Below are 23,945 nucleotides of genomic sequence, written 5' to 3'. Positions count from 1 at the left end.
TAAGACGAATGGTAATCACATTTTTAAAGATGAGGGCGAACTGCGGCACGAAATGTCACTCCGGAAAACCGGCCTTGCGGTATCCGTCGACGAAATGCGCAAGGGTTGCAGCGTCGCGGAATGGTTCCATCTCAGCCCAATGGCTGATCGAAAATTGCGGATTGGCAACGAGGAACAGATCCGCCTCCACGCGCGCCTCGTCAAACCGGCCGAGCTGCGCAAGGCCGGCTGCCAGGAACCGGCGTGAACTCGTACGATAGGTCTCCTCTCGACGCAGCGTCTCCACAACGGCTTCGTAGTCGCGGGCGGCATATTGCGCCTGTCCGAGCGTCAGGTAATACCAGCTGGCCGGAAACGGGTTCAGCCGGAAGGCCTTGCCGATATGTGCAAGGCCCTCATCGATCCGCCCGGCGAGCACCGCGATGTCCGACATGGCCGCCCAGGTATCGGCCTCGTTTGGATCGAGTTCGATGGCTTTTTCAAATTCCGCATCGGCCTCGGCAAAATGGCGCTCATAGGCAAGCAGGTAAGCCAGAACCCAGCGGCAGCCGGCATCGTTGGGATCAAGCGCGACAGCCTTTCGCGCCAATTCCAGCGCTGTCCCGCGATCGGCCTGCGATGGCCCGCCGGAATGCACCCAGCCCATCCACTGGTTCAGCGCAAGCCAGCGATGGGCCTCGGCATAATCGGGATCGAGCGTAATCGCCCGCGTCAACATCAGCTGCGTTTCCCGCGCGGTCTGCGGCGCATCGTCCATCAGCGTGCGTGCCCGTACGCAGAGATCATAAGCTTCGAGGTTCTTGGGTCGATTGCGGGGCGGCAGCGGACGCAGCCGCCCTAGCAGTGCCTCGACGATCCTGCCGGTCACCTCGTCCTGGACGGCAAATATATCGTCCAGGCTGCGATCATAACGCTCTGCCCAGAGATGCTCGCCCGTGCGCGCGTCGACCAGCCGGGCATTGATACGCACACGTCCGGCCGCGCGCCTTGCGCTGCCGTCGAGCAGGTAGCGCACGCCAAGCTCCTCAGCGATATCACGCACATCCATCGCCTTCCCCTTATAGGCAAAGGCCGAATTGCGGGCGATGACGAACAGGCCCGATATGCGCGAGAGATCGGTGATCAGATCCTCGGTTAGCCCGTCCGCAAAGAAGTTCTGCTCGGGATCGCTGCCAATGAAGGGCAGCACCGCAATCGACGGCTTGTCGGGCAGCGGCAGGGATTTTCGCTTTGCTTCGGCAAGCTGCCTGATCGTCCCGGTGAAGCGATAACCGATGCGCGGAACCGTGGAAATCCATTCCCCACCATTCTCGGCAGGCCCCAGAACCTTGCGCAGCTGAGCGATCTGGACGGTGAGGTTGCCTTCTTCGACAGCCATGCCCGGCCAGGCCGCGTCCATCAACTCGGCCTTGCCGAGGATTTCGCCGGGCCGCCCGACGAGCGCGGCAAGCAGCTTTATCCCGCGATGACCGACGCCAACGGGATCATCATCCCGAAGCAGCGTTCCCGCTTTCGGATCAAGCACAAACGGACCAAAGGCGAAGCGCGCTCCCTGCATGGCGCGCATCCTAGAGATTTTCAGATGCGGTTGAAACCTTGCGGCGGCGAAGTGGTAAATGCCTCAAGAGAACACCTGGTCTCAGTCCTGCCGGACGATGGCGCCGATCGCATTGACGAGCAGGCGGGATGCCGTCAGCGCCGACAGGCCGTCAATGTCGGCCTGAGGATAGAGCTCCACGAGGTCGAAGCCGGCAATGCGCGCCCGCCTGCCAAGGCCGGCGATCAGGTCGATCACCTGCGTGTAGGTGAGCCCGCCCGGTGTGCGCGCTGCCACCCCCGGCATGATGGAGGGATCGAGGCCGTCGCAATCGAGAGTGACGACCACGCGCGCGCCCTCAGGAATATGCAGCAAGGCGGCTTCGACGCCGGCGGCGCGGATTTCGCGGGCGGTAACGAGATGGCTGCCATAGCGCAGCGCGGCTTCGATCTCGCTCAGGCGCGCGCTGCCGACGCCGCGCATACCAACCTGCACGATGCCGGCGACATGCGGCATCTCGCTGACCCGCCGCATCGGATTCGAATAGCCGTAGCGCTCCCCGTGGAGTTCGTCGCGCCAGTCGATATGGGCATCGATCTGCAGGACCCAGACCGGCCCATGATCCGCAAAGCCGGCAAGAAAGGGAATGGGCACGGAATCATCGCCGCCGAGCAGGATCGGTACAGACGACAAGGCCAGCACCTCACGCGTCTTCGCCTCGATCCGCGCCCGGTTGCCTTCATTGTCATGCATGGTGGTCTCGATCTCGCCCGCATCGACGCAGGAGACCGGCCCGCCGGCAAAGACCGGACCACCGAGATCGAAATCCCAATGCTCGATCAGATCGGCATCCTCCCGGCTCGCGGCGCGAATGGCATTTGCGGCGAGCGCATAGCCGCTGCTGTCCTTGCCGGGATAGGTGCTGCCGTGAGCTGCCGAGAAGATCACCGCTTGCGGCGTGCGGCCGTCGGCGAGGCGATCGGGAAGGCCGAGAAAGGAAAGCGAGCCGGTCATATCCTGTTGTCCTGATGAATCACGCCGTTAGTTTGGTATCCGTCGCCAGAAAGTCCTCCAGCGCCTTGAGCAATGCCGTCCATCCGTGCTTGCGGCCTTCGGCACCGTCACTTGGAGGAATGACACACATTTGTTCGGTATAGGTCAGTCGGGTACCGCCGCCATGATCCGCAAAGACGACGGTGGCGAGCGAAACCGAGTGAATTCTTCCATTCAGCGCCATTGAATAGGCAAAGACGATCCGTTCACGGTCCTTGATCTCGAAATACCGGGTTTCGTTCGTGTGCGTGCCCATATCGGAGACGTGCGTGAGATGCTCAGCCCCGCCTGGCCAGAACTCCAGTTTGGTCATGCCTTGGCCGAGCCACGCTTTCTTCTTTTCCATCAACGCCCAGGCAGACCAGACATGGTCGCGACAATTCGGCAGGATGCGTTCGATCACGATCGTTTCGTGAACTTGCTTTGGATTTGTCATCTCATTGCTCCTGATTAAGAAACGTTGCCAGGCGATCAAGGCTGCCTTCCAGGGCCCGGCGGTGCTCGTGCACCCATGACTCGACCCAACCCAGTGCATCCGGCGCGAGGCTGACGGTTCGAACCCTGCCCGATTTGACGGATGTGACAAGCTCGGCCTCCTCGAGAATCCGCAGGTGCTTGAGAAACGAAGGACGCGCCAGATCAAAGGGTTCGGACAACTCCGAAACCGACGCGGGCCCTTTCACGAGCCTTTCGACGACCGCGAGACGCGTCGGGTCTGAGAGAGCGCCAAAGATGCGCGGCAGGCTTGGTTCATACGTAGCCATATGGCTACCTGACCACAGAAGCACCCCGCCGTCAAGATAGGTAGCCAAATGGATACCTTTCGCTCGCTTTGGAAATAATTGAGAACTTTTTGGAAGCGCTTAAGTACCGCGCTCGCCTCCTCCTCCAGACTCCGGGCTCGTTCGATGTCGAAGGTCCCGAAATTTCAACCCAATGGAGGTCATCATGAGCGATTGCTGCGCCCCTGCACGCGTCTCACATCGCAGACCATCACACCGGCATCACGGCCTGATCGTCCTGCGAAGCGTGATTGCACGCTGGTTCTGGCGCATCCGTATCCGTCGGGAGCGGAAGCAAAGATCGAAGATCAGCCCCGTCCTGATCGATGATCTCGGCCTGACGGAACAGCAGGCCGGGAGCGAAACAGCCGGATTCTTCTGGCACGTGTGAAGGCGGACGAAACAATGACGGACGATCGCCAGTTCCAGTCTGCCGCGGCGCTTCACCAGCCCGTGCACAGTACGACATCACCGCAAGGAGCCCCTGTCCCCTGGGCAGCAATGGCGGGCATCATCACGACGGTCACGGTCTTTGCTGTGGCGCAGGGGCTGACCTATCCGCTGCTGAGCTTCATCCTGGAGCGGCGGGGCACGACATCGGGGCTGATCGGCCTGTCGGCCGCGATGACACCATTCGGTTTCATCGTCTCGGCGCCACTCGTTCCCGCACTCTCAGGGCACATCGGCGCAGCGCGGCTGGCGGTTCTCTGTTCTGTCCTTGCCGCCCTCACCCTCGCCGCCATTGCCTCGATGCAGAATGTCTGGGCCTGGATGCCGCTGCGCCTCCTGCTCGGCGTCTTCGCCAATCCGCTTTACGTGATCAGCGAGACCTGGCTGGTCTCGCTCACGCCGGCGTTGTACCGGGGCCGCATCATGGGCCTCTATTCGTCGATCGTTTCGGCAGGCTTCGCGCTCGGCCCGCTATCCCTTGGCCTCGCCGGCACCGAAGGCTGGCCGCCCTTCCTGATCGGCATCGCCGCCTTCCTCTTCTGCGGCCTGATCGTGCTCGCAGTCGTCGCACGCCTGCCCGCCATGCCGCAGGAGAGAGAGGCAATCTCGGTCATCAGCTTTTTCGCGCTTGCGCCGCTCCTCCTGTTTGCAGTCTTCACCGCTGCCGCTTTCGAGCAAGTTCTGCTCTCGCTGTTTGCGGTTTATGGCGCAGCATTCGGCAGCGATGAACAGCGGATTGCCTCCCTCATCACCTGTTTCATCACTGGCAATGCAATCCTGCAGGTCCTGCTTGGCCGTATGGTTGAACGGTTCGGCTCGCGGCGAACCCTGCTCTTCTGCGTCCTCACCTGTCTCGCTGCCTGCCTGCTGCTTTCGCCAAGCTTCGACACGTGGCTGATCTGGCCACTGTTCTTCGCTTGGGGCGGCGTCTCCTTCGGCCTTTACACCCTGTCGCTGATCCAACTCGGCGAGCGCTTCACAGGCCCGTCCCTCATCGCCGGCAACGCCGCCTTCGCCTTCGTCTGGGGCCTCGGCGGCATCCTTGGCTCGCCCGCGACGGGCATGGCGATGCAGATGATCGGCCATCACGGTCTGCCGCTATCGCTTGGCCTGCTGAGCTTAACCCTTACGGTATTGTTGATGGTGGAGAGACGGCTAGCCTAGAGCAGGCAGACAAAGGCCACGAAGGCAAGCAGGGTCAGCGACATACAGCTGGCCTGGAAGACCGAAATCCCGTCCTCGACATCACCTGCCGTCGCCACATCCCGGCCGGTGCCGTTGATCATCGGCTCGCGCACGACGACACCCGAATAGACGCGTGGGCCGGCCAGCTGCAGGTCGAGCGCGCCGGCCATGGCCGCTTCCGGACGGCCGGAATTCGGCGAGCGATGCAGCTTGCCGTCACGCAGGCCTACACGGAAGGAATCGCTGAAGGCGGTCGTGCCGCGGCGGATGCCGGCGCCCATGGCGATCAGCAGGATCGACAGGCGCGCCGCCGGCCAGTTGGCGATATCGTCCAGCCGGGCCGAAGCCCAGCCGAAATCGACATATTTCTCCGAGCGGTGGCCGATCATCGAATCCGCCGTATTCAGCATCTTGTAGAAGAACAGGCCCGGCAGGCCGAAAATCGCATACCAGAGAGCCGGCGCCACCACGCCATCGGAGAAGTTTTCCGCAAGGCTCTCGATCGCCGCGCGGCAGACACCCGGCTCATCTAATGTTTCCGGGTCACGTCCGACGATCCGCGACACCGCCTTGCGCCCACCGACGAGACCTTCGGCCCTCAGCGCCGTTGCCACCGCCGCGACATGATCCGACAAGCTCTTCTGCGCCAGGAAGATCGCCACGCAGAAAACTTCGAGCAGAATACCAAGGGGGCCGAAGAGCATGAAGAACCAGTGCAGCACCAGCCCAGTGACGACGGCGAGCACCGAAAGCGCCAGGATCGCCACGACGCCATTCTGTTTGCGCTGCGCCTTGCTCAGGCTCTCGCGATTGAAATGCTGATCGAAATAGCCGATCGCCCGGCCGAAGATGGCAACTGGATGCGGCACGCGCACCCACAGCCATTGCGGATCGCCGATGATGCGATCAAGCAGCAAGGCCAGAACCAACACGAGAGAATGTTCGTCCAAATTCATCGATCAAAGCTCCGAAGGGCCGCAGCCAGTCTCGCGTCGTCAGCGGCGTCCGGCGCAAGGCCGAAGCGCAGCCAATCCGGCGCGTAGTCGAACCGGCGGACGAGAATATGATTGCGGCAAAGAGTCGTGTAAATGCCGGGGGCTCTGCCGTCGACAACAAGAGTGAAAAGCGGCGTGCCGCCTGCCACCGTAAGGCCGGCGTCGACTAGCACGGCATGAAGGGCAGCCTGCCGCTCGGCGATCGAGCGGAGAATAGCGGAAACATCCGAATTCAGCAGCGAACCGGCAAGAAAAAGCGCCGGCCCCGACACGGCCCAGGGGCCGAGCCAGTCCTCGAAACGCGCAAGAATATCGCTCCGCGCAATGGCAAAGCCGAGCCTCAGCCCCGCAAGCCCGAAGAATTTGCCGAAGGAGCGGAGGATGATGAGGTTGGAAAGCGCAGCCGCTCGCGGCGCGAGGCTCGTTTCCGGGCTCGTATCGCCGAAAGCCTCGTCGACCACGAGAAAGCCGCCATTTGCCTTGAGCCGCTCGTGCAGCGCCTCCAGCCGGCCGGCAGTATAGACCCGGCCATCAGGATTGTTTGGATTGACCACCACGGCAAGCCCATGCTCCGGGCCGATATCATCGATATCGCTGACCGTATCGACGGCAAAACCCGCGGCGCCGAAGGCCCGTGCATATTCTCCATAGGTCGGAGACAGGATCGCCACCCGCCTGCCCGGCTGCGGGAGCCGCGGCAGAAGCTGGATCACGGACTGCGTGCCGGGAACCGGAAGCGGCAGGATCGCGCCGCTGCGATAATGATCGCGCGCAGCATAGCGCGCCGTCTCGACCAGATGCCGGTCCGGCAGCCGCTGCCAGACCCTCGTCGGGATCTCCGGCAGCGAAACCGGATTGGGATTGATACCGGTCGAAAGGTCGAGCCAGTCTTCCACGCGTCCGCCAAAGGTCGCCGCCGCCGCGGTAATGCCGCCGCCATGAATGATCGGCGCATTCACGATGCGGCTCCCGCAAGGTCGATCAGATGCATATAGGAGCCGGCCACCTGCCCGCGCCGCAGGCCTGCCTGGCCGAGATCGTTGCCGAGCGCATCCTCGGCGGCAAAGAGCCGATCGGCCTCGCCTTCGGAGACGATGGTGGAATAATGAAACTCGTGCGCCGTCATCACCTTGTCGAAGAAGGCGCCCTCAAGTGGCGTCACGCGGCGATAGCCGAGATGCCGCTGCCGCGCCTGGTAGCTGGTGACGACAGGCAAGAGGCCGAGCATTTCATGGCGCGCGCCTCCCGCGTCGATCAGCCCGTCGCCGAGCACCATGTAGCCGCCGCATTCGCCATAGATGCGCACGCCGCGTGCTGCCGCAGCCTTCATCGCCGCGGCAAAATTCTGCGCCGCCGACAGCCTGCCCGCATGCAGCTCGGGATAACCGCCCGGCAGATAGATCGCATCGGCATCCGCTGCCGGCGCTTCATCGGCCAGCGGCGAAAAGAACGAAATCTCCGCGCCGCGCCGTCGCCAGCCGAGCAGCATATGCTCGTAGCAGAAGGCAAAGGCGATATCGCGGGCAACGGCAATACGGCTGCCGAAGGGCATCAGCCGGGCGATATTGGCGGCCGACGGCCGGTTCAGCCCCTGGCGTGCGATGCGCATCAGGAATTCGAAATTGCACTCTTCGGAGACGGCATCCGCGGCGTAATCGATGAATTCCTCGAGCGCCGCATGTTCGCCCGCCTGCACCAGCCCGAGATGTCGCTCCGGCAGGGCGAGCATCGCATCCTTGCGGATGACGGCGACGACAGGCATGCGGATCTTGTCCAGTGCCTGCCGCAACATCGCCTCATGCCGGTCGCTGCCGACTTTGTTCAGGATGACACCGGCAATGCGCACATCGGCGCGGAAACCGGCAAAACCGCTGACAAGCGGCGCAACGGATTGCGACAGGCGCGAGGCATCGACGACGAGAACGACGGAAAGCCCGAGCTGCGCTGCCAGTTCCGCCGCCGTGCCACGCCCGTCCGCAGCGCCATCGAACAGGCCCATCATGCCCTCGATCAGCAGGATCCGGTCGCCGGAACGGTGCAACGTCGCATTGGCCGAAATCAGCTCCGGCCGCATGCCCCAGGGATCGAAATTGAGGCAGAGCGCGCCGCTTGCCGCCGCATGAAAGGCTGGATCGATATAGTCAGGCCCCGTCTTGCCGGGGGCCACACCAATACCGCGCCGTCGCAATGCCCGCAGCAGCCCCAGGGTAACGGTGGTCTTGCCGGACCCGGAAGACGGTGCGGCGATCAGAAGTCCGCTCATGCCGTCTCCTTTCCCCGACCTTCCGCATGCTTGAAGGGATCGGGCTGCAGGCGCCGCCCGCCAAGCGCACCCAGCCAGTCGAGCGAGCCGCGCAGCCGCACCACCTCACCGACCACGACGACCGCCGGCGGCTCCAGCCCGGAGGCCGCAACGGCCTCGGTCGCCTGCCCGAGCGTCGTCTCCAGCACCTGCTGCGCGCCGGTCGCCGCATTGCAAACGAACGCCACGGGTTCGGATGCCGAACGGCCGGAGGCAATGAGATTGGCGCTGATCTGGGCGATATGCTTCATCGCCATATACATGACGATGACGGGCGAACCCTTGCCGATCGCTTCCCAGTTGATCGCATCGGGCACGATGCCGGAAGAGTCATGTCCGGTGAGGAAGGTCACGGCATGATTGATCTCGCGATGGGTCACCGGAATGCCGGCATAGGCAAGCCCGCCGATGCCGGCGGTAATGCCCGGCACGATGCGGAAAGGAATATTATGCTCGACCAGCGTCAGCGCCTCTTCCCCGCCTCGCCCGAAGACGAAGGGATCGCCGCCCTTCAGCCGCAGCACGCGCTTGCCGGCCCGCGCCAGCTCCACCAGTCTCAGCGAAATATCCCGCTGCTTGGCGGAGGGCTTACCGCCGCGTTTACCGGCATATTCAAGCTCGGCGCCGGAGCGCGCAAGCTTCAGACAGTCCTCGTTGACCAGCGCGTCATGGACGATCACATCGGCCTCGGCGAGCCCCTTGGCAGCAAGCAGCGTCAGCAGACCAGGATCACCCGGACCGGCGCCAACGAGCCAGACGCTGCCCGGCTCCAGCGCCGGCAGATGTGAGAATGTGCTGTCGATCATTCCGCTGATCTAGGCCCGCTAATAGACGAGGTCAACGCTCTCGCTTGCCGTGCACTGGAACTTGACGAAATCGACTTGAATCAACTTCGCAAGAACCGGAATTTCTTTCGAAGAAAATGCACTCAACAGATTGATTGGATTCCAAAATACGGAACGGGCCGACAGCGAGGTGTAATGCCGGCCCGTTGAAACGATCAGGCGCGCAGAAGCGTATCACGGATCAGGTCGATCACCTTTTCCGACTCGATGCCGGTGGCAACGACCTGACTCGGCAAGCCATCCCAATGCCCTGGCGGGAAGCGGCGGCCATCCGGCTTGACGATCGTCTGGCCATCGGCAATGCCGCCGCAGACGACGCGCACTGCACCCGTGATCGTGGTGAACAGTTCGGGCGCTACGACATAGACGCAAGCGCAGCTGTCATGCACCATCATGCCGTCCTCGACCGCATGCTTGTAGAAATCGATGTAGAACTGCGAGAGCTCGTCGAGCTGCTTGACAGCCTTGTCGCCCTTGGCGGCCATGTCGCGCAGATAGCCGCGGCTCATCGTCGTGATCGCCGTGACATCGAGGCCGATGACGACCACCTTCCACGGCGCGGTCATGATAATATCGGCCGCTTCCGGATCGCCATGAATATTGGCTTCGGCAACCGGCGAGACGTTGCCCGGCAGATAAAAGTTGCCGCCCATGATGACGACTTCCTTCACCAGGCCCGCAATCTCCGGATCTTCCTTCAGCGCCAACGCCAGGTTCGTCATGCGGCCGACAGCAACCAGCGTCACCTCGCCCGGATTGGCGCGCACTGTGTCAATGATGAAGCGATGCGCCGGACGCGGGTCGAGCGGCAGGTCGATTGTGTCAGGCACCGGCATGTTGCCGAGGCCGTTATCGCCATGCACCATGGTCGGCCACGGGCGCTCGTGGCGCGACGGGTCGATGGTGACACTGGCGCCCTTGGCGACCGGTGCCGCAATATCCCACTCCCGCTTCAGGAACAGCGCATTGCGCGTCGTCGTTTCAACCGAAGCATTGCCGAAGACAGTGGTGATACCGATCAGGTCGATCTCCGGATGGCGATGCAGGAAGAGAAGCGCCATGGCGTCATCGACGCCCGGATCCGTGTCATAAATGACCTTGTGCATGTGTTTCCTCTGGATGTGGATTATGAAATGGAGCAAATTCAGATCACGATCTGAACGTGGGGGTTCTTGCCCATGCCACTGAGAACGCTGATAAAGTGACAATGTCAACCTTATCGGTCCTTCTGCCTCGCGAGCAATGTGGTGCGCCGGCTTTCAAGCCGGGCGATCAGGCACTGCCGGTCTTTTCGGGCGGCGCATATGAGAAGCGGACTTCACGCGTGGAAGCGGCGTCAGCCTGCGGCTGGACGATAATTTCGTACAGATCGGGCCGCCTTACCCTGAGCCACCGCCGCCCCTGGCTCATGGGCAGCAGGTCCAGGTCCATATCGGCAACCACCATCTCGTCGCGGGCCGCCCATGTCTCGGTCAGAACGCGTCCGTAGGGATCGATGATCATGGCGTTGCCGGTGCGCACTTCGCCATTGTCCTCGCCGATGCCGTTGCTGAAAACGACGAACATCCCGTTGTCGCGGGCGCGCGAAGGAAGCCAGCGCATCAGCCATTCGCGCCCCTTCGGCCCCAGGATTTCCTTTTCGATCGCTTCGGGATCGCGCTCGCGGTTCCGCCAGATATCGACATCGATCAGGCCCAGTGCATGCGGACTGGCCGAATGGCAGCCGCCAGTCTGATGAGGGGCAAGCAGGATGTCGGCTCCCATCAGGGCCGTTGCCCGGGCATTTTCGAGGATGTTGTTGTCGTAGCAGATCAGAATACCGATGCGCACGCCCCAGGGCGTATCGAAGACTGTATATCTGTCGCCACTCAGGATCGCATCGTGTTCGAACGCATGCAGTTTCCGGTGAACGTGAACGGTGCCGTCCGGTAGCGCCACGAAGTAGCTGTTGTAGAGTTTTCCATTCTCCGAGCGCTCAATGAGCCCTGCCCCGATGCCGATGCCGAGATCGGCCGCAAGCTGGCGGACATGACGGCAGGAGGGACCGTCAGGCAAGGCCTCGCTCAATGCCTCCAGTTCGTTCACGCTCAAGCCGGGCACATGCCAGTAGCCGGTGATGCACATTTCGGGCATCGCGATCAGCGCCGCCCCCTCTTCTGCCGCCTTCGCGGCATAGGCCTCTATCCTGCCCATATTATAGGCCTTGTCGCTCGCCCTGTGCTGAAACTGAACGCTGGCGACACGAAGCACATTTTTCATCGCACCGATCCTCCTTTATGATCCGGCTGGGCCTTCAATCCGAGACAGGTCATTGCTGCCACAGTGAGCCCGGTACGTCACGCCTGTTACGAACCGATGCGGGCTATTGCCGCTGTCGCATGTGCGGATTTGATCTTGCAGAGCATCAGCTGTGCCTCTGCTCCGATAGCCGCAAGCGCCGCCGATTCCGCCACTCCATGGCAGCCGACGCGGGCAAAGACGATCTCGGAGGGATTTTTCAGCCGCGGCGTTTCCTCTTCCAGCCTTGATGCGTCAAAGAAGACTGCCGGAACGTCGAAATGCTCCGCAACGGCGAGAATGGCCGGTTCCTGCCTGCGGCTGTCGATCGAGCCAATGGCGGCAAGCTCCGCGCTCTTTATGCCGGCCGCCTCCAGCGCCTCGATGGCAAGCGCCAGAACCTCGGCAGGCAGCGCGCCGCGCTCGCAGCCGAGCCCGAGCACATGCCGTCTTGCGCCATCGAAAGTGATCTCGCTCATTCCCATCTGTTGAATAGGCCCCGCTGTTTCTTCGGAGCCATTGCAGCTTGTGGCGGGAAATGCAACAAGGCCGCCCGAACGCCCCCGCACTCGCCCTCGAATGCTCCTCCCGGACTAGCATCTTGCCTGACATTGCCTTCCATCTGCTTCTGCTGCTCTGCGCGGCCGCCTTCTTTGCCGGTTTCGTCGATTCCATTGCCGGCGGCGGCGGCCTCATCACCGTCCCCGCCATGTTGATCGCAGGCATCCCGCCGCTGCAGACGCTCGGCACCAACAAGGTGCAATCGCTCTTCGGCGCCGCTTCGGCAACCATCGCTTATGCCCGCAAGGGCCATGTGAAGCTTTCGGAACAATTGCCGATGGCGCTGATGGCCGTCTTGGGCGGGTCGCTGGGTGCGGCCCTTGCCACGCTCGTTCCCGGCCAGGTGCTGCAGGCCGTCATGCCGGTGCTGTTGGTGGCGATCGCCATCTTTTTCGCCGTCAAGCCGAACCTCAACGATTCTGATACGCACCGCCGGATGACGCCCTCCCTTTTCGGCCTGACGCTGGTTCCGGTCATCGGCTTCTACGACGGCGTCTTCGGCCCCGGCACCGGCTCCTTCTTCATGCTGGCTTTCGTCACACTCGCAGGCTTCGGCATGCTGAAGGCGACGGCTCACACCAAGCTTCTCAATCTCGGCTCGAACTTCGGCGCACTCGTCGTCTTCGCGAGCTTCGGCGCGACCCTCTGGAAGATCGGCCTCCTGATGGGCGCCTGCCAGTTCCTCGGCGCGCAACTCGGTTCCCGGCTTGCCATGCGCATTGGCGCAAAGCTCATCAAGCCGCTGCTCGTCATCGTCTGCATCGCCTTTGCGGTGAAGCTGCTTTCCGACCCGGCAAACCCGCTGCGCGTCTCGCTTGGCGTTTAATTCCGGCACATCAGAAATCGAATACCGTCACTCTCCTTAAAGGCGATTAAGGAAGCGCACACAATCTTGGCGGGACCTATCTTGCCCGGCAAATCAAAACCCGCTTAGATAAAACGGCAGACGGCGATCGAAATCGCACCACGGCATCGGGCATTCAGCAAAAGCGCCCAGCGGTTTTGCGCCTGAAACTGCTTAAAACAAAGAGATGGAGCATTTTCGCGATTTGAAGAAGAGCGGAAATACGCCCGTCCTGTAAAGCATATCCATCATAGCCGTACTACCGACAGCAGAACGTTTTTACTGATCAGTTCCTCAATCCGGAAGCAGGTGGGGTATGACTGGCATTGACGAACCTTCCTATTTGAGCCTTTTCATAACAGATCCGGTAAGCGGACGCCCTACATCAGGGCTCCCAGTCTACGCCGAACTCATCGTGCCCTTCACGCCGGCGGCACGGGCACCCAGTCGCCGGCTGCGGGAGCCGGTCTTTTCTGCGGTCACCAATTTCGACGATTCCATTCCAGAGGCGGAACGTGCCCGGATAGTGGACATGATACTTGCCGCGCTGGCATCGATCCTCACGGAAGAGGCAGAATTATCGCTTGCGGCCGATCCCAACGAAGCGCGCGAGCTGGTTTACGCTGTGCTGAAACGCGTATTCGACACGGCCGGCGTCGACAGCCTGCAGGATATAACGCAGGCCAAACTCAGCGTCCTCATCAAGCAAGGCATGAAAGACGTTGCCGAAGAACACGATCTGGAACTCGCAGCGGAAGCGGAACCGCAGGAGGTCGTCTACGCCGAGCCGCTCGGCATCCTCACCACCGATCATGTCGGCTATCTGTCCTTCGATCTCATGCGGCTTCAGCCTCAATCGCGCCTCATGCTCTCCCTTGCAATGGCTGAGCGGCGCGCCGATAAAAACGCACCGCAGAAGGTGCAGATCCTGGTCCAACCCTTCGGGCAGGAAGCCGCCGTCGACGTCTTCGGCCAAGCCCGCTTTGCCGCAAACGCTATCGTCGGCCGCGTCATGGCTCCCAAAGCGGACCTGCCCGCGGCGCTCGTCAACATGGGCGGCCGCGCGCTTCAAAATCCAGGCCTGACCGACTGGCAGCTCTCGCCTGCCTCCTTTGCGGCCAGTCCGAAATCGTTGCTTGGCGAAGACGGCTGCGAGCAGCTCCTGCCTGCAAATCTCGCGCTGCAGGAATTCATGCTGCGGCAGGTGGTCCGCGTGGCCGACCCGCCCGCAGGGCAGAATCTGCCCGCGGATACGCGCTTCGCCTATGTCGACGACTACAAGGTTTCCTGGTTCTCGATCGGTCATTCCCTCGGCGAAATTCTCTACAGCCTGCCGCTCGCGCCGGCCGAAACGGTCAAGCTCGCCGTCATCGACTGGTCATGGGACAGCCTCACAGAGCGGCAGGAGGACACGAAGCTGACGGAGAACCTGCTGCACCAGACCCATCGCGACCGGCTCATTTCCGAAGTCGTCAAGGCGGGCGTGAAAGAACTTCAGCACGGCTCCTCCTTCATGGCCGGCACGGCCAATTCCGTCGGCGGCAGCTTCGGCGCCAATCTGGGCATTGTCGGCGTCGGTGCGGCTGCCGGCAATACCATGGCGCTTGGCGGCTCGACGGCAAGCAGCGAAGGCAGCCGTGATCTCGCCGCCGACAATGTGCAGCGCATCAACGACAGCTTTTCCCAAGCCTCTTCGGCCGTGCGGGAGCTGACCTCCACTGTCGTCATCCAGGCCCGGCAGGAGGAGAAGGAGAGCATCCAGACCCGCACCTTCACCAATTACAATCACAGCCACACGCTGACCATTCTCTATTACCAGGTTCTCCGGCACTACCGCGTCACCGTGGAATGGATGCGCCGGCGGGCCGCGGTACTGGCGAAGATCCCCGCACGTATCGCCACCTTCGACGCCAAGACCCTGCTCGCCTATCGTTCGGTGCTGGAAGCCAATCTGCTGGATGCAAGCCTGAAGCCCGGGTTCGACGCGCTTGCCAAGCAGGAATCGCTGCGCGATTATCAAACCACTCAGAACATCGTGCCCGGCAATGTCTGGACCTTCCCGCCCTGGGAGGGCGATGAGGAGTTCACAACCTTCGAAATCGGCATAAAGACGACCGAGAGCGATCTCTCGGATTCGACTATCGTCATTTACGTGATCACGTCGGACGAATGGGTGCAGGAGAAACGCCACGAGCTGCACTATGTCTATCGCGGCGGCCATATGGGTGAAGGTGAAAATCAATTTCACAACGTGAACAGCGGCGAACGCTTCGGCGAGAAAGGTTCCGTTCAGTGGACTTTCTGCAAGATCTTCGATCAGATCACGGGGAAAGGCACAACCGTCAAATGGAAAGATATCATCGGCTTCCAGTTCGAAAAATGGGGCGATGACGACTGGCGCATCGACGCCCTGTGCATCAACGCCTTCGGGCAGAACGGCATCTGCCGCTGGCTGACCTCCCCCGAGGGATTACGGGATGTCGATCTTTATTTCCGGGGAGAAGAACCCTCCTCGCAAAGCTTCACCTGGCTGAACAGGCCGGGGCCGAGGCCGGCCGGATTGCCACCGGTCGTCGGGCCGGAGCAGAGCCTTACGCTGGAAGAACTCGGCGCGGCAAAGCGGCTTTCGAACCATTTCGAGAAGAACAACGCCTATTACAATCGTGTTATCGCGCTGACGACCGACGAAAGCGAACTCGCTATCCAGTTCGAGGGAAAGGCCTGGACCACGCCGGGACAGAATATGGCCGATCACGCCGATCCGACACCGCTCGAACTGTTTGGCAGCTATGTCGCCTATCCGCTGGCCCGGCCCGCCGATGCGGCAAACGATGCGCTTTACGTCGATCTTGCTGCAGCAATCAACAGCGGCGACCCTGCACGCCAGAAATGGGTCCAGGACAAGCTCGCGGCCATGAACGAGGACGACCGCGCGAAAGCGCTCGAGGGAATAGCGCTTGCCTCGGCCAAATCCGAACGGCTGATCACCCTGCCGACCCGCGGCGTCTTCGCGGAAGGCAAACTTGGCCATTGCAACATTTCCGAAGAGATCGACAACACCCGTTTCTGGAAATGGGAAGAACATCCGATACCGATTGAGGCGCCCGAGATCGGAACCGTCACGCCGGTGCAGCCGACACCGCAGGCGGTCAATCCGACGCCGACGCCATTCCCGCAATCGCTCATCAATATCGTCACCCCCTCTCCGGTTCCGGACCCGACGGGCCTCGGCGCAGCGCTCAACCTGCTCGCTACGCCCAACCTCTTCCGCGACATGTCCGGCCGGCAGGAGGTCGCCGATCTCCTGAAGAAACTGTCGGACAACTCGATCAGCATCGCCGAAGCGGCCAACAAGGCGCGCGAAATTCAGGCCAAATATGGGACCGATCTCGACAAGCAGCAGAAGGATTACGATCTTGGGGTAACGAAGGCCGCGGCGGAAACGGAGGGCAAAGCCATAGAAGCGGATGCTCAGGTTCAGATGGCAAAGGCCAAGTCGGCCGATGCACAGGCAGCGAAAGACGAGGCAGAAGCCAAGAAAGCCACCGTGGAAGCCGCCTCCAAACAGGCCGATGCCGCCAAAGACGTGCCGAAAGCCTATCGGGCGCCGATCTACGCGGATTCCGCCGCCACCCTTGCGGGAAATCCGACGAAGACCAAGGTCGTCGTTTTCAAGACCAAAGCCTTTGACGGTCAGGACATCCCAGGCGAATTCTCGCTTTACGTCCACGAAGTGGGCAATATGCCGATCATTAATGGCGACAAGGTAGTGAGCTACGGCGCCAAATCTGTCACCTTCTCGACGGCAACGCCGGTCATCAACGCTCGTGCGATACGCGCCGCCTTCAATCTGAAATTCGGCGACATCGATCTCAGCATGCCGGCCATATCAATCACCAACGAAGGAAATTCCTATGAAGTGGGCAAATCCCACAAGACCGTAGACCTGCTGTTGAAGCAGGACGCCATGGCCGTCTCCTTCAAGGCGAAATCGACCAATGGCGCCGTAGACGAGCTGATGAACAAGTGGGGCGTCGAACTCGGGGTCGACAAGACCGTCGCTGCCAAGATTGTCGCCGATTATGAGAAGAAGAACAAGATCGAGCACACGACCGAAGAGGAAAAATCCTATTCCTTCAATGTGCCGACCCAGACCTACAAGCTCTCGATCACAAGCCACTAAAGCATGTCACGCAAAAAGACTGAAGCGCGGCCAGTAAATCCCGGTACTCGCGACACGGTTCGGGGCAACTCGTAACATCGCCATGTCCGCTCCGGAGCATCACTTGCCGAACTTGATCTCATCGATCGAGGTCAGCGTCGTCTTGGCCGAAACACCCGGCGCATTCGCAAAGTGCCAGGCGACATACTGCTCGGCATAAGGATCGGTCGAGGACATGCCATCGACGGGCAGAATGACGTTCATGCCTTTCAGCGCCGCGTAAGCCGCCGTGTTCAGCACCGCGCCTTCCGACGCCGTGCCAGTGACGATCACGGTCTTGATGTGCTTCTCCGCCAGGATCCTTTCGAGATCGGTATTGATGAACTTATTGGCGCCCGACTGCACGACGGCATCGCCCTCTTTCGGCGCGAGCACGCTGGCGATATCACCCTTCGTCGCGCCGCCCGTGATGCTGTAGACGACGGGCACGCCGCTCTTGCGCGCCTCTTCCATCAGCTTCTCCACTTTCGGCAGCGAGGCAATGCAGCGCGGCTTGTTCTTCGTGTTGCACGGTCCCTTCGACGGGTCCTGCGCACCGTTGAAATCGAGGAGCAGCAGCGCCGTATCCAATGTATTCACCCTAACCGGCTTCAGCACTGGTGCAGCAGGGGCCTTGATCGTATTCCATTCGTCGATAACGGTTGCCTGCGCCGCAGATGCGCCGAGGATGGCGACAGCCAGGGCGGCAAAGGCTTTGTACCTACGGGTTTTCATGGCATGTCTCCTCCGAAGCAAAAGGGTCGCCGCAAATCTCCGGGCTCCCTCTCCGCCTGTCAAATCACCAAGGCGCGACCTGAACTTGATCTCGAACGGATCAGGCTTCCATTACCTCCGGCGTAATTGATAGGCTGCACCGCATTCGCCCATGATCGCCCTGCCTGGAATTGACCGGCGATCAAAAGGAGATGACCCGATGAACGACGCAAATACCAACGCCAAGCTCTATCTCGCCATCTGGAACGAGACGGATACCGCCCGCCGCCGCGCTCTCATCGCCGAGAGCTGGACGGAGGACGCTACCTATATCGATCCGCTGATGCGCGGCGAAGGCCATGAGCAGATCAACTCGCTGGTCGAGGCCGTGCAGAACCGCTTCCCCGGCTTTCGCTTCGAACTGATCGGCACGGCGGATGGCTACGGTGATGTCCTGCGCTTCTCCTGGGGCCTCGGCCCTGAGAATGGCGAAGCACTGATCAAGGGCACGGATTTTGCCGAACTCGAAGGCGGCAGGCTGAAATCCGTCCGCGGCTTCATCGATCAGCTGCCGGAAGCCGCGTGATGACGCCGACCGCCCGCTCTCTTGGAGATTGCCTGCGCGAATGGCGCCAGCGCCGCCGCATGAGCCAGCTGGACCTCGCGCTGGAAGCCGATATCTCGCAACGGCACCTGAGCTTCATCGAGAGCGGGCGCTCGACCCCGAGCCGCGAGATGCTTCTGCATCTGGCCGAACGCCTCGGCGTCCCCCTGCGTGACCGGAACCCGCTATTGCTGGCGGCGGGTTTCGCCCCCGTCTTTGCCGAACGCAAGCTCGACGATCCCGCCCTTGAGCCGGCGCGCCGCGCCATCGATATGGTGCTGAAAGGCCACGAGCCCTTCCCGGCGCTTGCCGTCGATCGCCACTGGACGCTGATTGCCGCCAATGCAGCGCTGGCACCTCTCATCACAGGCGTTGCCGATCCAGCGCTGTTGGAACCGCCAGTCAATGTGCTGCGCCTCGGGCTGCACCCACGGGGCCTGGCGCCCCACACCGTCAATCTCGCGGAGTGGCGCACCCACCTCATCGACCGGCTGCGCCAACAGATTTCAGCCTCGGGCGACCCCGTACTGGAAAAGCTGCTGAAGGAACTGCTCTCCTACGCCGCGCCCGAAGATACTGGGGAGACCCATGCCGACCACGCCGGCATCGCCGTTCCCCTGAAGCTTTCGACCAGGGCCGGCCTGCTTTCCCTGATCTCGACGACCACGGTCTTCGGCACGCCCGTCGATATCACGCTGTCGGAACTGGCGATCGAATCCTTCTTCCCGGCCGACGAGGAAACCGCCGCGATCCTGCGCAGCCTTGCACTGAACTAAGGGCTTTGTTTCTCCGCAATTCCGGATGCTGAAACTGCTCTTCTTTCACACAAGTCCGGACGCAAACAGCCACGCACTTTTGCTGGAATTGCTTTAGAACTCCACGCCCGGCTGCCCCTTGATACCGGAGCGGAAGGGATGTTTGATCAGTTCCATCTCGGTCACCAGATCGGCGATCTCGATCAGCTCTTCCTTGGCATTGCGACCCGTCAGCACGACATGCGTCATGTAGGGCTTCTCGCTCTTCAGGAATTCCACCACCTCATTGATGTCGAGATAGTCATAGCGCAGCGCGATATTGATCTCGTCGAGCAGCACCATGGAATTGCGCTCGTCGCGGATCAGCTCCTTGGCCTTTTCCCAGGCAGTGCGGGCAGCCGCCACATCCCGCGCCCGGTCCTGCGTCTCCCAGGTGAAACCCTCGCCCATCGTATGGAACTGGCAGACGTCGGAGAAATGCTTCTCGATCAGATCGCGCTCGCCGGTCCACATGGCGCCCTTGATGAATTGCACGACGGCAGAAGGCTTGCCGTGGGCGATATGCCGGAAGATCATGCCGAAAGCGGCAGACGACTTGCCCTTGCCCTTGCCGGTATGGACGATGACGAGCCCCTTCTCGTCCGTCTTGGTCGCCATGATCTTGTCGCGGGCGGCCTTCTTCTTCGCCATCTTCTCGGCGTGACGGGCATCATCCTTTTCGGCTGGTACGACGGGCTCTTCGCTCATGATAGGCTGCCTGCTCTTTTCTTGGTTCGTTGATGTCAGTAAGATCGAATTGCGCCGAGTTGCTGCGCGGCGTCCAGAGCTTGCGCTCGATCGCCTCCATCAGCCGCTCCTTCATTTCGGAAAGCGCGGCCGGGTTCTTCTCGGCCATGAAATCGCGCACCTTGGGATCGGCGAGGAAGGCCTGATAGACCGCTTCGAAATGATGATTGCCGACGGCACCGGTCGTCGCCGCAAAGGCAAAGAGATAATCGACGGTCGCCGCAATCTCGAAGGCACCCTTGTAACCGTGGCGCATGACGCCCTCGATCCATTTCGGATTGACGACGCGCCCGCGCACCACCCGCCCGATTTCTTCTTCGAGCGAACGAATGACCGGCTTTTCCGGCCGTGAATGATCATTGTGGTAGATCGCCAGCCGCTCACCGCCGAGTTCTTCGGCCGCCGCCGCCATGCCGCCTTCGAACTGGTAGTAGTCGTCGCTATCGAGCAGGTCGTGTTCGCGATTGTCCTGGTTCTGTACGACGGCCTGGATGGAACGCAGCCGCTCCTCGAAGACGCCGCGCTCGGCCCGCCCTTCCTCGCCCGCACCATAGGCATAACTGCCCCAGACGAGATAGGCTTCGGCAAGATCAGCCCGCCGCTCCCATCCCTTCTCGTCGATCAGCGCCTGCAGACCCGCACCATAGGCACCGGGCTTGGAACCGAAGATACGATAACCCGCCCGCTTCGCCGCCGCCTTCTCATCGAGCCCGGCCTCGGCAAGCCGCGCCGCCTCGCCACGCATGCGCCCGGCTATCGGATTGTCGGCCGCATCCTCATCCAAGGCGCCAACAGCGCGGATCGCCTTGTCGAATAGGGCGATCTGCTCGGGAAAAGCGTCACGGAAAAAGCCGGAAATACGCAATGTCACGTCCACTCGCGGCCGCCGCAGCATAGCCGGTGGGATGATCTCGTAGCCCGTGACGCGCCGCGAAGCCATGTCCCACACAGGTTTGACGCCGATCAGCGCCAGCGCCTGGGCGATGTCGTCGCCGCCAGTGCGCATGTTGGAGGTTCCCCAGGCCGTCAGCCCGAATGAGACGGGCCATTCGCCGTGATCCTGTGCGTAACGGCGGATCAGCAGTTCCGCGGATTTCCGGCCGAGCTCGTAGGCCGCCGGCGTCGGCACCGCGCGGCTGTCCACGGAGTAGAAATTTCGCCCCGTCGGCAAGACATCGGGCCGCCCGCGCGTCGGCGCCCCCGATGGACCGGGCGGCACAAAACGGCCATCGAGGCCACGCAGCAGGCTGGCGATTTCGGCCGGGCCGCAGGCAAGGATGGAGGGCTTGAGGCGGCCTTCGATTTCATCGAGCACGCATCTGGTTCGGGACCAGAGGGTTGGGCAGGCGAGTTCACCGGAAACCAGTTTTGCTGCGAGCAGCTCGATGCGCTCTACCGTGTCGCCGTTCGTGCGCCAGGGGGCATCAATGATATCTGCGAGGATAGCCGGGCGTGGGCCAATCCAGGGGGCAGCCATGTCGCAATTGAGAGGGTCAAAAGAAGACCCCTCCCCAACCCCTCCCCACAGGTGGGAGGGGCTTGCTGGGCGCACCGTTGCGCCGTCGGCTTTGATCTCGGCGACGGCCGTAAGCTCAACGGTAAGTCCCTCCCCCTTGTGGGGAGGGGTTGGGGAGGGTTTTTTCAACACATCCCCCGCAATCGCCCGCTGCAAACTCGCATCCCCACCCTCGCCAAGCCCGCGCGGCACGCGGGCCAGCGCCACGGTGAGATCCGTCAACAACCGCCCCTCTGGCGACACTCCGAATACATGCAGCCCATCACGGATCTGCATTTCCTTGAGATCGCAAAGATAGGCATCAAGCTTCTTCAGCGCCTCGCCTTCGGCCTCGCCCTGGGCAATCCCCGCATCCCGATCCAGCCCGATATCGGTAACAAGCTCCAGGATCTGCCGGGACAGCAATCGGATGCGCCTGGGATCGCCGCCGGAAGCCTCGTAATATTCATCGACCAGCGCCTCCAGATCCTTGAGCGGCCCATAGCTTTCGGCCCGCGTCAGCGGCGGCGTCAAATGATCGATGATGACGGCAGCGGTACGGCGCTTGGCCTGCGTGCCCTCGCCCGGATCGTTGACAATGAAGGGATAAAGATGCGGCAACGGCCCTAGAATGGCCTCCGGATAGCAGGCTTCCGACAGTGCCAGCGCCTTGCCCGGCAGCCATTCCAGATTGCCATGCTTGCCCATGTGAATGACGGCATCGGCACTGAACTCCTGGCGGAGAAAAGCGTAGAAGGCGAAATAGCCGTGCGGCGGCACGAGATCGGGCGAGTGATAGCTTTCCTTGGGATCGATATTATAGCCCCGCGCCGGCTGGATACCGACGAGCAAGCCGCCGAACCGGGCAAAGGACAGCGCGAAACTGCCCTCGCGCACATAAGGATCGGCCTCGGGATCGCCCCAGCGGGCCGTCACCTCATCCTGAATCTGAACGGGAAGAGAGGCGAAGAAGCGCTTGTATCGACTCAAGGAAAGCGTCTCGCGCACCACCTTGCCTTCGAAACCGGAATTGGTCGGCCCCGCCATCAGATGCCGCATCAGGTGATCGCCATCGGCGGGAATATCGGCGACCGAATAACCGGCCTTCTCCATCGCCCGCATCACCTCGATCGTCCCGGCGGGCGTATCGAGCCCGACGCCATTGCCGAGCCGTCCGTCACGATTCGGGTAATTTGCTATGACGAGCGCGATGCGGCGCTCCGCTGTCACTTTCCGCCGCAGCCGTGCCCAGTTGGCGGCAAGTGCGGCCACGTATGTCATGCGCCCGGCATCCGGTTCGCTGGAAACAATATTGGTTTCAACCGCAGCATCGTAACGCGCCGCCGCCTTGAAAGAGACGGCGCGCGATAGCACGCGGCCATCCACCTCCGGCAGCGCGACATTCATGCCGAGATCGCGGGCCGAGAGCCCTTGGGACGAGGCAGCCCACGCATCTCGCGACGAAGCGGAAAAGATCGCCTGCAGCACGATGGCGTCATTCGCCTCCAGCACGGTCGGTTCGCGATCGGCGCCGGGTGCGGAAACGGCAAAGCCTGTCGTGTTGATGACGATATCTGGCTTGAGTTCGGCGAAGATGGATTCGAGGATGCCTTTGGAGACCGGGTCCTTGAGGCTGTAGGCGAAGACCGGCAGCGGGCGCAGGCCTTGCGCCTGCAAGGCTTCGATTAGGGCTTCGACAGGGCGGGTTTCGCCGCTTTGGACAAGGGCACGATAGAAAGCGATGGCGACGACTGGGGGTTCAAACCCCTCCTCCGCTACCATACCCCCCTCTGCCCTGCCGGACATCTCCCCCACAAGGGGGGAGATCGAATCGTGGAGGGCTTCTCCCCAAACAACCGACGTAGGGCGATGGTCCTGCCGCTTGCCGATCTCCCCCCTTGTGGGGGAGATGTCCGGCAGGACAGAGGGGGGTGCCACGCTTTCACTGGCTACGGAATAAACGCCCGAAACAAGCCGCCGCCACTCCTCAACTCCGACAAGCCCCCGCCCCGGCCACCATATTCCGGCTTTCATCAGCGGCGCGGCCGGTGCGGGCTTCTCCGCTCCCGAGAGCATCGCTGCCGCATAGGCCAGAAAGCCCCGCGCATTGGCGTCCCCGCCCTCGATCAGGTATCTCCAGAGCGCGTTGAGATCGTCGAGCGCCACATTGGAAAACGGTGTCAAGCCCGCATCCGGCTTGGCATCGCCCGGCAGCACCGCAATCAGCGCCCCATTGCGTGCCGCAACCGCATGCAGTGCCTCCAGCGCATAGTGAAAATAGCTCGCCCCGCCGAGCGCCCGCACGATGATCAGCTTCGCATGCCGCGCGGTCCGCTCCGCATAGGTGTCGACCGACATTGGATGCTTCAGGCTCATCAGGCTCGCAAGCCGGAGCGTAAGCCCCGTCGCTCCGCCGGCATGAGCCGCGGCAATCGACGCGAGTTCGGTGTCGGCAGCCGACAGGAACAGGATGTCGCCCGGCGACTGGCCGAGGTCGATCGCCTCTTCCCCGTCGCTGATCGTTCCCTGCTGGGCGAGAAGCAGATGCATTCGATGTCC

General features: G+C 62.0%; 20 protein-coding genes. 6 read left to right on the top strand and 14 right to left on the bottom strand.

From position 1 onward, the window contains the following. Positions 1-55 precede the first annotated feature (55 nt). The 4 genes from EV281_RS15400 to EV281_RS15385 form a co-directional block, all read right to left on the bottom strand. Positions 56-1,558 (bottom strand): winged helix-turn-helix domain-containing protein, encoded by a 1,503-nt coding sequence (locus EV281_RS15400; RefSeq protein ID WP_132653947.1) that lies wholly within the window; start codon positions 1,556-1,558, stop codon positions 56-58. An 81-nt stretch (positions 1,559-1,639) separates the two neighbouring features. Next, positions 1,640-2,551: an agmatinase gene (locus EV281_RS15395; RefSeq protein WP_132653946.1), complete on the bottom strand. Its 912-nt coding sequence runs from the start codon at positions 2,549-2,551 to the stop codon at positions 1,640-1,642. 19 nt (positions 2,552-2,570) lie between these two features. Beyond that, on the bottom strand, positions 2,571-3,065 hold the full coding sequence (locus EV281_RS15390) for an SRPBCC domain-containing protein (protein ID WP_165911893.1): 495 nt from the start codon (positions 3,063-3,065) through the stop codon (positions 2,571-2,573). After that, on the bottom strand, positions 3,028-3,354 hold the full coding sequence (locus EV281_RS15385; RefSeq protein ID WP_132653944.1) for a metalloregulator ArsR/SmtB family transcription factor: 327 nt from the start codon (positions 3,352-3,354) through the stop codon (positions 3,028-3,030). Before EV281_RS15385 ends, EV281_RS15390 begins: the two co-directional genes overlap by 38 nt. A gap of 184 nt (positions 3,355-3,538) precedes the next feature. Here EV281_RS15385 and EV281_RS15380 point away from each other — a divergent pair, with 184 nt between their 5' ends. Further along, positions 3,539-3,763, top strand: a complete 225-nt coding sequence (locus tag EV281_RS15380; RefSeq protein WP_245508268.1) for a DUF1127 domain-containing protein — start codon at positions 3,539-3,541, stop codon at positions 3,761-3,763. 14 nt (positions 3,764-3,777) lie between these two features. After that, positions 3,778-4,986 carry an MFS transporter gene (locus EV281_RS15375; protein WP_132653943.1) on the top strand — a complete coding sequence of 403 codons (1,209 nt, stop codon included), beginning with the start codon at positions 3,778-3,780 and terminating at the stop codon, positions 4,984-4,986. On the opposite strand, the gene cbiB is transcribed toward EV281_RS15375, so the two are convergent. From cbiB to EV281_RS15340, 7 genes are all read right to left on the bottom strand, one after another. Beyond that, positions 4,983-5,963: an adenosylcobinamide-phosphate synthase CbiB gene (gene cbiB / locus EV281_RS15370; protein WP_132653942.1), complete on the bottom strand. Its 981-nt coding sequence runs from the start codon at positions 5,961-5,963 to the stop codon at positions 4,983-4,985. The two genes, EV281_RS15375 and cbiB, sit on opposite strands and share 4 nt — an antisense overlap. Further along, the gene (gene cobD / locus EV281_RS15365) at positions 5,960-6,961 is read right to left on the bottom strand and encodes a threonine-phosphate decarboxylase CobD (RefSeq protein ID WP_132653941.1); all 1,002 of its coding nucleotides are present in this window, start codon (positions 6,959-6,961) and stop codon (positions 5,960-5,962) included. The genes cbiB and cobD overlap by 4 nt, the downstream gene beginning before the upstream one ends. Further along, positions 6,958-8,265 carry a cobyrinate a,c-diamide synthase gene (locus tag EV281_RS15360; protein WP_132653940.1) on the bottom strand — a complete coding sequence of 436 codons (1,308 nt, stop codon included), beginning with the start codon at positions 8,263-8,265 and terminating at the stop codon, positions 6,958-6,960. Before EV281_RS15360 ends, cobD begins: the two co-directional genes overlap by 4 nt. After that, the gene (cobA, locus tag EV281_RS15355) at positions 8,262-9,110 is read right to left on the bottom strand and encodes a uroporphyrinogen-III C-methyltransferase (protein ID WP_132653939.1); all 849 of its coding nucleotides are present in this window, start codon (positions 9,108-9,110) and stop codon (positions 8,262-8,264) included. Before cobA ends, EV281_RS15360 begins: the two co-directional genes overlap by 4 nt. Before the next feature lie 194 nt (positions 9,111-9,304). After that, complete coding sequence (locus EV281_RS15350) at positions 9,305-10,255, bottom strand: nucleoside hydrolase (RefSeq protein WP_132653938.1); 951 nt, start codon at positions 10,253-10,255, stop codon at positions 9,305-9,307. 166 nt (positions 10,256-10,421) lie between these two features. Further along, positions 10,422-11,408 carry a nitrilase family protein gene (locus tag EV281_RS15345; protein ID WP_132653937.1) on the bottom strand — a complete coding sequence of 329 codons (987 nt, stop codon included), beginning with the start codon at positions 11,406-11,408 and terminating at the stop codon, positions 10,422-10,424. Between the two features lie 86 nt (positions 11,409-11,494). After that, positions 11,495-11,905, bottom strand: coding sequence for a cobalamin biosynthesis protein (locus EV281_RS15340; RefSeq protein WP_132653936.1), 411 nt, complete (start codon positions 11,903-11,905; stop codon positions 11,495-11,497). A 122-nt stretch (positions 11,906-12,027) separates the two neighbouring features. Here EV281_RS15340 and EV281_RS15335 point away from each other — a divergent pair, with 122 nt between their 5' ends. After that, positions 12,028-12,813, top strand: coding sequence for a TSUP family transporter (locus EV281_RS15335; protein ID WP_132653935.1), 786 nt, complete (start codon positions 12,028-12,030; stop codon positions 12,811-12,813). 334 nt (positions 12,814-13,147) lie between these two features. Beyond that, a complete protein-coding gene (locus EV281_RS15330) occupies positions 13,148-17,014 on the top strand; it encodes a hypothetical protein (RefSeq protein ID WP_132653934.1) in 3,867 nt (1,288 codons plus the stop codon). 99 nt (positions 17,015-17,113) lie between these two features. Here EV281_RS15330 and EV281_RS15325 read toward each other — a convergent pair whose 3' ends face one another. Further along, positions 17,114-17,767 (bottom strand): isochorismatase family protein, encoded by a 654-nt coding sequence (locus tag EV281_RS15325; protein WP_132653933.1) that lies wholly within the window; start codon positions 17,765-17,767, stop codon positions 17,114-17,116. 199 nt (positions 17,768-17,966) lie between these two features. Here EV281_RS15325 and EV281_RS15320 point away from each other — a divergent pair, with 199 nt between their 5' ends. Both EV281_RS15320 and EV281_RS15315 read left to right on the top strand, forming a co-directional pair. Next, entirely contained in the window at positions 17,967-18,332 is a 366-nt protein-coding gene (locus EV281_RS15320; RefSeq protein ID WP_132653932.1) for a nuclear transport factor 2 family protein, read from the top strand. After that, a complete protein-coding gene (locus tag EV281_RS15315; RefSeq protein WP_132654328.1) occupies positions 18,332-19,126 on the top strand; it encodes a helix-turn-helix transcriptional regulator in 795 nt (264 codons plus the stop codon). The genes EV281_RS15320 and EV281_RS15315 overlap by 1 nt, the downstream gene beginning before the upstream one ends. 93 nt (positions 19,127-19,219) lie before the next feature. On the opposite strand, the gene cobO is transcribed toward EV281_RS15315, so the two are convergent. Next, positions 19,220-19,852: a cob(I)yrinic acid a,c-diamide adenosyltransferase gene (gene cobO, locus EV281_RS15310; protein ID WP_132653931.1), complete on the bottom strand. Its 633-nt coding sequence runs from the start codon at positions 19,850-19,852 to the stop codon at positions 19,220-19,222. Then, positions 19,815-23,936 (bottom strand): cobaltochelatase subunit CobN, encoded by a 4,122-nt coding sequence (gene cobN, locus EV281_RS15305; RefSeq protein ID WP_132653930.1) that lies wholly within the window; start codon positions 23,934-23,936, stop codon positions 19,815-19,817. The genes cobO and cobN overlap by 38 nt, the downstream gene beginning before the upstream one ends. Positions 23,937-23,945: the final 9 nt, after the last annotated feature.

It is taken from the genome of Rhizobium sp. BK418 (assembly GCF_004341105.1).
Taxonomy (GTDB): Bacteria; Pseudomonadota; Alphaproteobacteria; order Rhizobiales; family Rhizobiaceae; genus Rhizobium.
This window is presented reverse-complemented; position numbering and strand designations above follow the sequence as displayed.